Annotated in this window: 8 protein-coding genes; 1 reads left to right on the top strand and 7 read right to left on the bottom strand. The window is 65.6% G+C overall.

Going from position 1 to position 13394, the window contains the following annotated elements; translation table 11 throughout:
• Positions 1-55 precede the first annotated feature (55 nt).
• Complete coding sequence (locus IPN47_06190; protein MBK9407629.1) at positions 56-907, top strand: carboxypeptidase regulatory-like domain-containing protein; 852 nt, start codon at positions 56-58, stop codon at positions 905-907.
• A 122-nt stretch (positions 908-1029) separates the two neighbouring features.
• On the opposite strand, the gene rpoC is transcribed toward IPN47_06190, so the two are convergent.
• From rpoC to nusG, 7 genes are all read right to left on the bottom strand, one after another.
• The gene (rpoC, locus tag IPN47_06185; protein MBK9407628.1) at positions 1030-5355 is read right to left on the bottom strand and encodes a DNA-directed RNA polymerase subunit beta'; all 4326 of its coding nucleotides are present in this window, start codon (positions 5353-5355) and stop codon (positions 1030-1032) included.
• Positions 5356-5358: 3 nt separating this feature from the next.
• Positions 5359-10005, bottom strand: a complete 4647-nt coding sequence (rpoB, locus tag IPN47_06180; GenBank protein ID MBK9407627.1) for a DNA-directed RNA polymerase subunit beta — start codon at positions 10003-10005, stop codon at positions 5359-5361.
• 290 nt (positions 10006-10295) lie between these two features.
• Positions 10296-10679 (bottom strand): 50S ribosomal protein L7/L12, encoded by a 384-nt coding sequence (gene rplL / locus IPN47_06175; protein ID MBK9407626.1) that lies wholly within the window; start codon positions 10677-10679, stop codon positions 10296-10298.
• Between the two features lie 135 nt (positions 10680-10814).
• Positions 10815-11297, bottom strand: a complete 483-nt coding sequence (locus tag IPN47_06170; protein MBK9407625.1) for a 50S ribosomal protein L10 — start codon at positions 11295-11297, stop codon at positions 10815-10817.
• A gap of 6 nt (positions 11298-11303) precedes the next feature.
• Positions 11304-11996 carry a 50S ribosomal protein L1 gene (locus tag IPN47_06165; GenBank protein ID MBK9407624.1) on the bottom strand — a complete coding sequence of 231 codons (693 nt, stop codon included), beginning with the start codon at positions 11994-11996 and terminating at the stop codon, positions 11304-11306.
• Complete coding sequence (gene rplK / locus IPN47_06160; protein MBK9407623.1) at positions 11996-12421, bottom strand: 50S ribosomal protein L11; 426 nt, start codon at positions 12419-12421, stop codon at positions 11996-11998. The genes IPN47_06165 and rplK overlap by 1 nt, the downstream gene beginning before the upstream one ends.
• Before the next feature lie 412 nt (positions 12422-12833).
• Positions 12834-13391, bottom strand: coding sequence for a transcription termination/antitermination factor NusG (gene nusG / locus IPN47_06155; GenBank protein MBK9407622.1), 558 nt, complete (start codon positions 13389-13391; stop codon positions 12834-12836).
• Between the last annotated feature and the right edge of the window lie 3 nt (positions 13392-13394).

Below are 13394 nucleotides of genomic sequence, written 5' to 3'. Positions count from 1 at the left end.
GCAGCTATCGTGGTCCACGCTGGACGTGCTCCCGTTCACTCCCCAGCTTCGCTGCATGTCCATTCATCGCCACTCCATCGTCCGGTGCCGGCGCGGCTGGCAGCTGGCGTGGGCCATCGCGCTCACGGTCCCGGCCCTCGCGGCGCCGGCGCAGGGTTCGATTCGCGGCGAGGTGCTCGCTGGTCCGCAGCGCGCACCCGTACGCGGCGCGGCCGTGAGCATTGCGGGTGGCAGCGTACGCGTCGCCACCGATTCGCTCGGGCACTTCGCGCTGGTCGCGGTGCCCCTGGGAGAGCGTCTGGTGATTGCTGCGGCCCCCGGCTTTCGCCCCGAGACCGTCACGGTCGACCTGGACGTCGACGTCCTCGAGATCTCCCCCATCGTGTTGCAGCCGGCGGTGCAGACCCTGGCCGGCGTCGCGGTGACCGGTGAAGCCACCAGCACCGCCTCGCGCCTCTCGGGCTTCGAGGAGCGGCGGAAGTTCGGCAACGGATCGTTCATCGATCGACGGATGCTGGAGAAATTCTCCAACCGGCAGACGTCCGAGGTGCTGGCAGCCCTCGCGCCCGGCGTCTCGATTCGCCGTGGGCGCGGCATGAAAGCGTGGGCTGCCTCGGGACGTTCGCCGGCGACGTCCGGGGGCGCCTTTGGCCAGGCGGGCGGATTCCAGCTCGACCGCTCCGACATCGCGGCCGGCGCGCGGCCGGCGTGTTACATGGACGTGTACCTCAACGGCGCGCTGATCTACAACTCGAAAGGCGGGAGCGTGCCCCTCCACGACGTGAACAGCATCCCCCCCGAACAGATCGAGTCGATCGAAGCGTACGCCGGAGCCTCGCAGGTTCCCGCCCAGTTCAATCGCACGTCGGGCGGCTGCGGCGTCCTGGTCATCTGGACGCGCAGCTGATCCGTCGGTCGGCCGCACGCGTGCGCGCCGGGCCACTACGACCCACCCCCTAACAACGCACAACGCCCGGGCTGTTTGCCCGGGCGTTGTTTCGTGCATACCGACTCCTGCAACCCGGCGGGTTACAGGTCGTCGTTCCCTCCAAAGCTGAACGTGCTGTCGGCGAAGCTCGCCGAGAAGACGCTCGGAAGCGGCTCCTCGTTCATCGGAAGCTGCGGGGTGACTTCCGGCAGCTCGGCTCCCTCGATCTCCACGTCGTTGTACCGGTACTGCCCGGTGCCGGCGGGGATGAGGTGTCCGATGATGATGTTCTCCTTGAGCCCCATCAGGTCGTCCCGGGCACCGCGGATTGCGGCATCCGTGAGAACGCGAGTGGTCTCCTGGAACGAGGCCGCCGAGATGAACGACTGCGTCGTGAGCGACGCCTTCGTGATCCCGAGGAGCAGCGGTTCGGCCGTTGCCGGCTTCTCCTTCCGCTTCTTCGCGCGATCGTTCTGTTCGCGGAAGACCTGCTTGTCCACGTGCTCGCCCTCGAGGAACTCCGTATCGCCCGGATCGACGATGCGGACCTTCTGCAGCATCTGCTTGACGATGACGCCGATGTGCTTGTCGGAGATCTTCACGCCCTGGAGGCGGTAGACTTCCTGCACTTCGTTGAGCAGGTACTCCTGCACCGCACGCGGCCCCTTGATGCGTAGGATGTCGTGCGGATTGACCGGCCCTTCCGTCAGGCGGTCACCGGCGCGCACGCGGTCGCCCTCGTGCACGCGCAAGTGCTTGCCGGCCGGCACCTCGTACAGCTGCGACTCGGCGCCTTCGTCGACCACCCACTGCGTGTTCTCCACGCGAGCCGGGGTGACGAACACCTCGCGCTTGCCGCGCTTGATGTCGCCGAACTTCACGATGCCGTCCACCTCGGAGATCGTCGCCGGATCCTTCGGGCGACGCGCCTCGAAGAGTTCGGCCACGCGGGGGAGACCACCCGTGATGTCGCGGGTCTTGTACGCTTCACGCGAGACCTTGGCGATCGTGTCACCGGCGTGGATCTCGTCGCCGTCGGTGGACACGAGCACGGCCCCGACCGGGATGACGAAGTCGCGAACGCGCTTCTCCTTCCCGCCCTTGGTCTGCCAGATCTCGATGTGCGGATGGAGCTTCTTCTCGCGGTCCTCGATGATCACGCGCTGGCGCAAGCCGGTGAGTTCGTCGAGCTCCTCGGAGACCGACTCATCCTCGACGATGTCGACAAAGCGAATCGTGCCTTCGATGTCGGCGAGAATCGGGTTGGTGTACGGGTCCCACGTGAAGATGACCTGGTCCTTCTTGACCTCGTCGCCGTCCTTCACGAAGAAGGTGGCGCCGAGCGGCACCGCCAGTCGCGCGCCGATGGCCGACGACTTGTCGGCCGACGCACGGATGGTGATCTCGCCTTCGTACGAGGTGACGATCTTCTGGCCTTCGCGGTTGGTGACCAGCACGAGGCGGTCCCCAAACTCGACGACACCGGCGACCTTCGACTTGCGCGCCGTCTGCTCGGCGATACGCGCCGCGGTCCCACCGATGTGGAACGTACGGAGCGTGAGCTGCGTGCCGGGCTCGCCGATGGACTGGGCGGCGATGATGCCGACCGCCTCGCCGAGGTCGACCATCTTCATGGTCGCCAGGTTGCGCCCGTAGCACATGCGGCACAGCCCGCGCTTGGCCTCACAGGTGAGCACCGAGCGGATCTTCACCGACTCGATCCCCGCCTCTTCGATGGCGTTCGCCCCTTCTTCATCGATGAGCTGCCCCGCCTCGGCGAGCACGACGTGGCGGCCGGACTCGTCGCGCACGTGCGGATCGACCACGTCTTCGGCGGCCACGGTGCCGACGATGCGCTCGCTGAGCGCCTCGATGACATCCTCGCCTTCCTTCAGCGCGGCGATCTCCAGCCCCTGAATCGTGCCGCAATCCTCTTCGGCGATCGTGACGTCCTGCGCCACGTCGACGAGACGACGCGTGAGGTAGCCGGCGTCGGCCGTCTTGAGCGCCGTATCGGCCAACCCCTTACGTGCACCGTGGGTCGAGATGAAGTACTCGAGCACGGAGAGACCTTCGCGGAAGTTCGACTTGATCGGGCTTTCGATGATTTCGCCGATACCACCGGTGAGCTTCTTCTGCGGCTTGGCCATGAGGCCGCGCATCCCCGCCAGCTGGCGGATCTGGTCGCGGCTACCGCGCGAGCCGGAGTCGAACATCATGAACACCGGGTTGAAGCCCGCGTGCGACTCGCGCATCGCCTTGACCATGGCGTCGGCGATGTCGGAGTTGGCGTGGGTCCAGGTGTCGATGACTTTGTTGTAGCGTTCGCCGTTGGTGATGTTGCCCGTCTGGTAGGCGCGCTGGAAACGCTCGACGCGCTCCTCCGCTTCCTTGAGCAGCACTTCCTTGTCGCCCGGGATGTGCAGGTCCTCGATGCCGATCGAGACGCCGCCGCGGGTCGCGTTGGCGAAGCCGAACTCCTTGAGGCGATCGAGGAACTCCACGGTCTTGGCGAGGCCGGCGCGGCGGAAGGTGTCGAACACCAGCTCGCCTAACGCCTTCTTCTTCATGTCGCGGTTCTGGAAGCCCACCTCGGCCGGGATGATCGCATTGAACAGGATGCGACCGACCGTGGTGACGATCCACTTCTTCTCGCCGTCGCGATCGACCAGGTAGCGCACCGGCGTGTGATGCTTGGCGCGCCCGGTGGCGATCGTCATCTCGGCCTCGGCCACGCTGCCGATTGAGCGCAGCGCGTGGGTGAGCTTCGGATCCTTGGCGATCTTGTCGAAGTCCTGCGTCTGCTTGGTCGCGAAGTAGCAGCCGAGCACGATGTCCTGCGACGGCTCCGAGATCGGGCGACCGTCGGACGGCTTGAGAATGTTGTTCGACGACAGCATGAGCAGGCGTGCCTCGAGCTGGGCCTCGAACGACAGCGGGACGTGCACGGCCATCTGGTCGCCGTCGAAGTCGGCGTTGAACGCCGCGCAGACGAGCGGGTGAATACGAATGGCCTTGCCCTCGACGAGCACCGGCTCGAACGCCTGGATGCCCAGGCGGTGGAGCGTCGGCGCGCGGTTGAGGAGGACCGGATGGTCCTTGATGATCTCTTCCAGGATCTCGTAGACCTCGGGGCTCTCGCGCTCCACGATCTTCTTGGCGCGCTTGACCGTCTCGGCGATCCCCTTCTCCACGAGCTTGTGGATGATGAACGGCTTGAAGAGCTCCAGCGCCATCGCCTTCGGCAGACCGCACTGGTGCAGCTTGAGCTCGGGGCCGACGACGATGACCGAACGGCCGGAGTAGTCGACGCGCTTGCCTAACAAGTTCTGGCGGAAGCGCCCCTGCTTGCCCTTGAGCATGTCGGACAGCGACTTGAGCGGGCGCTTGCCGCGGCCGCGGATCGCCTTGGAGCGGCGCCCGTTGTCGAACAGGGCGTCGACCGCCTCCTGCAGCATGCGCTTCTCGTTGCGGAGAATGACTTCCGGCGCACGGTGCGTGATGAGCTTCATCAACCGGTTGTTGCGGTTGATGACGCGGCGGTACAGGTCGTTCAAGTCGGACGTGGCGAAGCGCCCGCCGTCGAGGGGGACGAGCGGACGGAGATCCGGCGGAATCACCGGGATCACGTCCATGATCATCCACTCCGGCTTGTTGCGCGTGCCGCCGGCGTCGCCCGAGTTGCGGAAGGCGTCGACGATCTTGAGGCGCTTGAGCATCTGCTTCTTGCGATGCTGCGACGACTCGTCGGTCACGCTGCGGCGCAGCTGCTCGGCGACCTTGTCGACGTCGATGCGCTTGAGGAGCTCACGCACCGCCGGCGCGCCGATGTCGGCCATGAAGGCGCTATCGCCCTCTTCCTTCGCCTTCATGCGAAGGTCGAGGAACTGGTCTTCGTCGAGGAGCTGGTTGGCCCGGACTTCCTGGTTGCCCGGCTCGATGACGACGTAGTTCGAATAGTAGATCACCTTCTCGAGGTCACGGAGCGTGAGGTCGAGGAGGTTCCCCATGGGGGACGGCAGCGTCTTGAAGAACCAGATGTGCGCCACCGGGACGGCGAGCTCGATGTGTCCCATGCGCTCACGGCGCACCTTGGACAGCGTGACCTCGACGCCGCAGCGATCGCAGATGACGCCGCGATAGCGGATGCGCTTGTACTTGCCGCAGTGGCACTCCCAGTCCTTGACGGGACCGAAGATGCGCTCGCAGAAGAGGCCGTCCTTCTCGGGCTTGAACGAGCGGTAGTTGATGGTCTCGGGCTTGGTGACCTCGCCCCACGACCACCACTGCCGCAGCCCCTGCATCTCCTGCCGCTCGCGCTCCTTGGGGTCCTTCGGGCCGCGGATTTCCTCCGGCGACGCGATGCGGACCTGGATGAAGTCGAACGAGGAGGCGCGCGTCTCGCGCGCGCTACGGAAATCGATCATGGGTTACACCTCGCCTTCGGTGGTGAAGCCGGCACCGTTTCCTGCGCTGTTTCCGGTGAGCTCGCCCTTCGCGCCCATCTTCACGTAGATGCCTAACGCCTGCAGTTCCTTCACGAGCACGTTGAACGACTCCGGCGTCCCCGGTTCGGGGAGGTTCTGCCCCTTCACGATCGCCTCGTACACGCGCGACCGGCCGTTGACGTCGTCGGACTTGACGGTGAGGATCTCCTGGAGCGTGTGCGCCGCGCCGTAGGCTTCCAGCGCCCACACTTCCATTTCCCCGAAGCGCTGGCCACCAAACTGCGCCTTGCCCGCCAGCGGCTGCTGCGTGACGAGCGAGTAGGGGCCGATGGAGCGCGCGTGGATCTTGTCGTCGACCAGGTGGGAGAGCTTGAGCATGTAGATCTCCCCGACCGTGACCGGCGAGGCGAACTTCTCGCCCGTGCGCCCGTCGCGCATGTGCATCTTGCCGCCCGGCGTGATGCCGGCGAGGCGCAACAGCTCCATCGCCGCCTTCTCCACGTCGGCTTCGGACTTCTTGCCGAGCATCGCCGCCAGCGCCGGAAGCTCGAGATCCTCGAGGACTTCCTGCGGCGTGCGCCCGACACGCTTCTCCACCGCCTTGGCCGCCGCCTTCATCTCGGCACGCGACGGCGCCGACGCCGACTCATCGTCGGCACCCGACTGGTGGAAGGTGAGCTGGTTCTTGAGCTCCAGTTCCTCGCGCTCCGCGAGGGTGCGGGCCGCGTACGACAGGAACTCGCGCACCCGGTGGAAGATGTCCTTCGTCTCGGGCGACATGCCGCGCCCGCCGAGCTCATTGATCGAGGCGTCGGCCAGCAGCTCCACGCGATCGGCCGCGCCCTTCTCGGGACGGAAGTCGCGCGTGATGTGCCGGATGTCGGCGTCGGTCATGTTGATCGCCGTGCCGGTGAGCGACAGCGTCTCGCGGGCCCACGACAGCCCGGCGAGCTTGAGCAGCATGCCGATCTCCTTCTCGTTCGCCCCCTGGAAGACCGGGGTCTTGGCATAGAAGCCGAGGATCCGCGCCGCCCACCCGAGGTGGGTCTCGAGGATCTGCCCGACGTTCATGCGCGACGGCACGCCTAGCGGGTTGAGCACGATGTCGACCGGACGTCCGTCGGGAAGGAACGGCATGTCCTCCTCGGGAACGACGCGGGCCACGATACCCTTGTTGCCGTGGCGGCCGGCCATCTTGTCGCCGACCGAGATCTTGCGCTTCTCGGCCAGGTAGACCTTCACCAGCTGGATGACGCCCGGCGGGAGTTCATCCGGCTGCAGGATGCGGTCGATGCGCTCTTCGGCCTTCTCCTCGATGCGCGCCTTTTCCTCGTTGGCGGCATCGATGATCTCGCGCATCTGGTCGTTGATCTTCTTGCTCTCGACGCGGAACGTCTTGAGGTCGAGCTGGGCGAAGCGCAGGTCGCGGAGGAGCTCCTTCGTCAGCACGGACCCGGTGGTGATCCCTTCCTCCACCGTCCCCGCCTTGAGCGCGAGCGCGACCGTCTGTCCCTCGAGGAGGACCTTGAGTTCCTCGTCGCGGACTTCGTTGACGCGCACCTTCTCCTCCCCTTCGAGGCGGCGCACCTCACCGATGCGCTCACCGCGATCCTTCTCGACCACCTGGTCCTCGATGCGCGAGAAGATCTTCACGTCGATGACCACCCCTTCCATGCCCGGCGGCACCTTGAGCGAGGAGTCCTTCACGTCCTTCGCCTTCTCGCCGAAGATCGCCGTGAGGAGCTTCTCTTCCGGCGACAGCTCGGTCTCGCCCTTCGGCGTGATCTTGCCGACGAGGATGTCGCCCGGCTTCACGTGGGCGCCGATGCGCACGATGCCGCGCTCGTCGAGGTCGACCAGCGACTCCTCGGCGACGTTCGGGATTTCCCGCGTGATTTCTTCCTGCCCGCGCTTGGTGTCGCGCACGTGCAGTTCGAGCTCCTGGATGTGGATCGACGAATAGACGTCGTCCTTGACCAGGCGCTCGGAGAGGACGATCGCGTCCTCGAAGTTGTGCCCGTACCACGGCATGAAGGCGACGAGCACGTTCGAGCCTAACGCGAGCTGCCCGAACTCCGTCGCGGCACCGTCGGCCAGCACGTCGCCTTCCTTGACCTTCTGGCCGAGGCGGACGATGGGGCGCTGGTTGATGGCGGTGTCCTGGTTCGTGCGCCAGTACTTCTTGATCTTGTAGCGATCCTGCTGCGTCAGCCGTTCGAGCGGCTTGTCGCCGCTGACCTTGGCACGCTCCGCCGGGCCGGCATCGACGATGATCTCGTCGGCCGTCACGCGCGTCACGACACCCGACCGGCGGGCGATGACCACCGCGCCGGAGTCACGGGCCACCTTGGCTTCGAGCCCGGTCCCCACGAGCGGGGTCTGCGGGTTGAGGAGCGGCACCGCCTGGCGCTGCATGTTCGAGCCCATCAACGCGCGGTTGGCGTCGTCGTGCTCGAGGAACGGAATGATCGCCGCGGCGATGGAGACGAGCTGCTCCGGCGCCACATCCATGAAGTCGATGCGATCCGGCGAGACGACCGGGAAGTCACCGCGCTGGCGGCAGAGCACCAGTTCGTCCGTGAACGTCCCGTCCTCATTGAGCTTGGCATTGGCCTGCGCGATGACCGTGTCTTCCTCGCGGTTGGCATCGAGCCAGGCGAGTTCGTTGGTCACCTTGCCGTTCTTGACCACGCGGTACGGTGTCTCGACGAAGCCGAGATCGTTGACGCGCGCGAAGCAGGCCAGCGACGTGATGAGGCCGATGTTCGGACCTTCCGGCGTTTCGATCGGGCACATGCGCCCGTACTGCGAGTAGTGCACGTCGCGCACTTCGAAGCCGGCGCGCTCGCGGGTGAGGCCGCCAGGGCCTAACGCGGAGAGACGGCGCTTGTGCGTCAGCTCGGCCAGCGGATTGGTCTGGTCCATGAACTGCGACAGCTGCGACGAGCCGAAGAACGCCTGGATGACCGCGCTGACCGTACGCGCATTCACGAGGTCGTCGAGCGAGATCTTCTCGGGGTCGGTGTTGATCGACATGCGCTCCTTGACCAGGCGCGCCATGCGGGACAGACCGACCGAGAACTGGTTGGCGATGAGTTCGCCCACCGAACGGATACGACGATTGCCCAGGTGGTCGATGTCATCGACGTGCCCGCGTCCTTCGTGCAGTTCGACGAGGTTGCGGAGGATGGCGATGAAGTCGTCCTTGGTGAGCACCGTGGTGCTCGCCTTTTCCTTGAGGCCGAGGCGCTGGTTGATCTTGTAGCGCCCCACGCGCCCGAGGTCGTACCGCTTGGGCGAGAAGAACAGGCGCTCGAGCGCCTGCTTGGCCGTTTCCTTGTTCGGCGCATCGCCCGGACGGAGCAGCGTGTAGATCGAGTTGAGCGCCTTCCCTTCGCCCGACTCGGCGTCGCCTGGCCACTGCTGCTTCTTGCGCTCTTCCGGCGTGATGTGCTTCGGGTCGGTGGGGTCCTTGGCGATCGTGTTCTTGATCAGCGCGGACTCGGCGCGGCCCGACGGGACGAAGACCTGCACCTTGACGATGTCGGCCTTCCGGATGCGCTTGATGAGCGTCTCCTTGAGCGCACCGCCGGCGTCGGCGACGACCTCGCCCGTCTCCGGGTCGACGACGTCATGCGACAGGACGCGCGGCTGCGGGCGCTCGCCGCGTTCGATCGCGTCGAGTTCGTCGCGCAGGTCCACCGTCATGTACGAGGAGAAGACCTTGATGGTCTTGATCCCCTGGCGGGTGAGGCGATTGAAGATCTCCTCGGTCAGTTCGTCGCCTTCGCGGACGAGGAGGTCGGCCTGGGCGCGCTCGGCGAGCGCGCGGGCCTTCTTCGTCTTGAGCTTGGGCGCGTCCGGCGCGGCCTCTTCGCCGGCGAGCGTGACGTCCTCGGCGAGGATGGCGCCCAGGACCTCGCGCGTCTCGGCGCGGCCTTCACGCTTCTTGGTGAGGTCGAGGTCGCGGACGGCGAAGAAGAGCCGGAGGATGTCCGAGTTGGCGCCGTACCCAAAGGCGCGCAGCAGGGCGGTGGCCGGGAACTTCTTCTTCTTGTCGATGTGGACGTAGATCACGTCGTGGATGTCGACGGTGAACTCGACCCACGATCCGCGGAACGGGATGATGCGCGACGAGATCAGGCGCTGCCCGTTGGGGTGCGTCGACTCCTCGAAGACCACGCCCGGCGAGCGGTGCAGCTGGCTCACGATGACCCGTTCGGCGCCGTTGATGACGAACGTGCCGAGGTCGGTGAGCAGGGGCAACTCGCCGAGGTAGACTTCCTTCTCGATGATGTTGCGCGGGCGTTTGACGCCGTTGACGTCCTCGTTGATGACGAGTCGGAGCGTCGCCTTGAGCGGCGCCGAGAACGTCATGTCTCGCTCGATGCACTCCTCGACGGAGTACTTCGGTTCGCCCAGGTTGTACTTGACGAACTCCAGCGAGAAGTTCTCGTGGACGTCGGTGATGGGGAAGAGATCCTTGAAGACCCGCTCGAGGCCGATGTCCTCGCGGTCATGCGAGGCGGCATCCAGCTGCAAGAGCGTCTCGAACGCCCGTGTCTGGATGTCGAGGAGATGGGGCATCCCCATTCCTTCGTCGAGCTTTCCAAATGTGATCTGCTTCATCAATTCAGGCATGTTTCACCCGCGCACAGGCGAAAACGGCCCCACCCTCGTGCGCGCCGCGATTGGCGCGAGCGAGAGGGAGGCGAAGGAAGGAGCTGCGGAAGTAGAGCGGTACGACTGAATCACTGAGCGGCGGCGGGGCTGGAGGAGTAAGGGGACGGGAGACGGGAGACGGGAGACGGGAGTGCTCGCTGCGTTGCAGCTCGCGAAACCCTCGGGCTTCGGCAGTCGCGGCGGCCTTGAGGCCGCCGCACTCCCGTCTCCCGTCTCCCGTCGCTCGTCCGCCGTTCTTACTTGACCTCCACCTCGGCGCCTTCCGCTTCCAGCTTGGCCTTGATCTGGGCGGCTTCGTCCTTCGACACGCCACCCTTGATCTCCTTCGGCGCGCCATCGACGACGTCCTTGGCTTCCTTCAGGCCGAGGCCCGTCAGCTCGCGGACGACCTTGATGACCTGGATCTTCTTGGCGCCGGCGGCCTTGAGGATGACGGAGAACTCCGTCTGCTCCTCGACGGCCGGGGCCGCGGCAGCACCGCCGCCCGCGCCGCCAGCGGCAACGGCGGCGATGGTGACGTTGAACTTGGTCTTGAACGCGTCGATGAGGTCGGCGAGCTCGATGACCGACATGTTGCCGATCGCGTCGAGGATCTCGTCCTTGCTCAGGGTCGTAGGCATTGTCTGTATTCTCCGTGTGGGACCCAGGCGATCCTGGGATTGTTGAATCACAATTCCATGGCGGGTGAGTGAAGGGCATCCGGCGCGGGGTACAGCTCCCGTCTTCCGTCTCCCCTCTCCCGTCTCGCCTGGGCTTTAGCCGTTCTCTACCTGCTCCTTTCTCGCTTCGAGGGCGAGGGCGAACATCATCAGGACGCTGTTCAACGCGCTCACGAACTGCGACAGCGCTTCATCGCGGGTCGGCAGCGTGGCGAGCTTGCGCATCGTGGTCTCGTCGATCGCGTTCCCTTCGTAGAGACCGCCCTTCAGCCCAGGCTTCTGGTCGTGCTCCTTGGCGAAGTCGACGAGCACCTTCGCGGCGACGATGGCATCCTTCGCCACCACCACGCCGGTCGGCCCCTTGAGGCGGCTTCCGGTGAGGCCGCTCTCGTTCACGGCCCGCAGCGCGAGGGTGTTCTTGATGACGACGTACTCAATCCCAGCCTTGCGGAAGCGCCGGCGCAGTTCGGTCATCCGCTTCACGTTGAGGCCGGTGAAGTCGGTGAAGTAGAGCGCGCTCGCTCCCTTGATCTTGTCGCGGAGCTCGTTAACGAGCTGTTCCTTGTCGGATCTCTTCATCGCTCGTTAACCCCGGTACGGAGTGGTGTCGACACGCACGCCAGGGCCCATGGTGCTGGAGACCGAGACGTTCCGGACGTACACGCCCTTCGCGGCGGCGGGCTTGGACCGGACGATCTGGTCCATGAAGGCGGTGAAGTTGGTCTCGAGCGCCTCGATGCCAAACGACACCTTGCCGATCGCCGCATGGACGTTGCCGCCCTTGTCGACGCGGAACTCGATCTTGCCGGCCTTGGACTCACGCACGGCCTGACCGACGTTCATGGTGACGGTGCCGGCCTTGGGGTTCGGCATGAGGCCACGGGGGCCGAGCACGCGCCCCAGCTGGCCGACCTGGCCCATCTGGTCGGGGGTGGCGATCATGACGTCGAAGTCGAGCCAGCCGTCCTTGATCTTCTGGAGGTTCTCGACACCGACGAAGTCAGCGCCGGCTTCCTGCGCCTCGCGGGCCTTTTCACCGACGGCGATCACGAGGACGCGCACCGTCTTGCCGGTGCCAGCCGGGAGCACGACCGTTCCACGCACGACCTGATCGGCGTGGCGCGGATCGACGCCCAGGCGGACGGCGACTTCGACCGTTTCGTCGAACTTGGCAAAGGCGGAGCTCTTCACGAGCTCGAGCGCCTGGCGCATCTGGTACGCCGAGGCGATGTCACGCTTCTTTGCCGCATTGTTGAACTGCTTGCCGTGAGTGCGCATCAGTCCTTGACCTCGACACCCATCGAGCGCGCCGCGCCTGCCACCATCGACATCGCGGACTCGATCGAGTCGCAGTTAAGGTCCGGCATCTTCACTTCGGCGATCTTCTTGACCTGCGCCTTGCTGATCGTCCCGACCTTCACGCGGTTGGGCTGACCCGACCCCTTCTCCAGTCCGAGCTCCTTCTTGATCAAGATGGCCGCGGGCGGCGTCTTGAGGATGAAGGTGAACGACTTGTCCGAGTAGATCGTGATCTCGACAGGGAGGATCAAGCCGTCACGGTCCTGCGTCCGAGCGTTGAACTCTTTGCAGAACATCATGATGTTGATCCCCTGGGGGCCGAGAGCCGTACCCACCGGAGGAGCCGGATTCGCGCGCCCCGCGGGGATCTGGAGCTTGACGAACCCGCTGACCTTCTTTGCCATTGGTCTCCTCTGCGTACGAGCGCGGAGCGAACGGCGAACAGGGGGACGGACCCGCGAGCGACCGAGGTCGCGTCCGCAGGGCTCAGCGATGATGCTGGTTGAGCGTGAGGCGGAGTGAGCAGGCCAGGGCGTGTGCCCGGGTCCACGTTTGTCCGACCTCGTACCGTCCCGCGGCCCTGTACGACGAGCAACCGCGTTCAGACTTCCACCGTGTGATTCACGTCGTCGTGGTTGCCGACGGTGCGCTTCTCGCCGCGTAGCGGCCGCCCCGCGCAAGGGCCGGTGACTGCGGGTGGTGACCGAGGGACGGTTGCCCGTGCTCTGGTCGACCTGCGCCGGGATCGTGTCGTGCGTTCGCGCTGCAGTTCCCTCGCGCGAATGCCGATCCCCCGGCGTCTGGTACTGCTATGGGTCAGTATGCCTTCAGCTGCAAGTAATCGAGTTCCACCGACGTGGGGCGCCCGAACAGCGACACCATCACGCGGACCTTCCCCTTGTCGGGCATCACTTCCTCGACCGTCCCGCTGAAGTCGGTGAAGGGCCCTTCGGTGATGGCGACCGCCTGTCCGACGAGGAACGGGATCTCCTCGCGCGGTGCGGCTTCCTCCACCTCATCCGCGATCCCGAGCAGGCGCTTCACTTCGTCCTGCCGCAGGTGCATCGGCTCCTTGGTCGCGCCGCCCAGTCCGTGCTGCACGAACTTGATGACGCCCTGGATACCGTTGATGATGTGCGATGTTTCCTGGTTCCACAGCATTTCGACGAGCACGTAGCCGGGGTACAGCTTGCGCTCGACGGTGACCTTCTTGCCGTTCTTGATTTCCACGACCTGCTGCGTCGGGACGAGGGCCTGACGAATCAGACGCTCCTCCGCGGCGCGGGGATCCTGCTCGATCTTCCGCTGGATGAGCGACTTGACCTTGTTCTCGTGCCCGGCTGTGGTCTGGATGGCGTACCAGCGGTGCTCCACGGC

The organism is Gemmatimonadota bacterium (assembly GCA_016719105.1).
In the GTDB taxonomy this organism is placed as follows: Bacteria; Gemmatimonadota; Gemmatimonadetes; order Gemmatimonadales; family Gemmatimonadaceae; genus SCN-70-22.
Note: the sequence above shows the minus strand (reverse complement) of the source record. Positions and strands in the feature narration are given on the sequence as shown.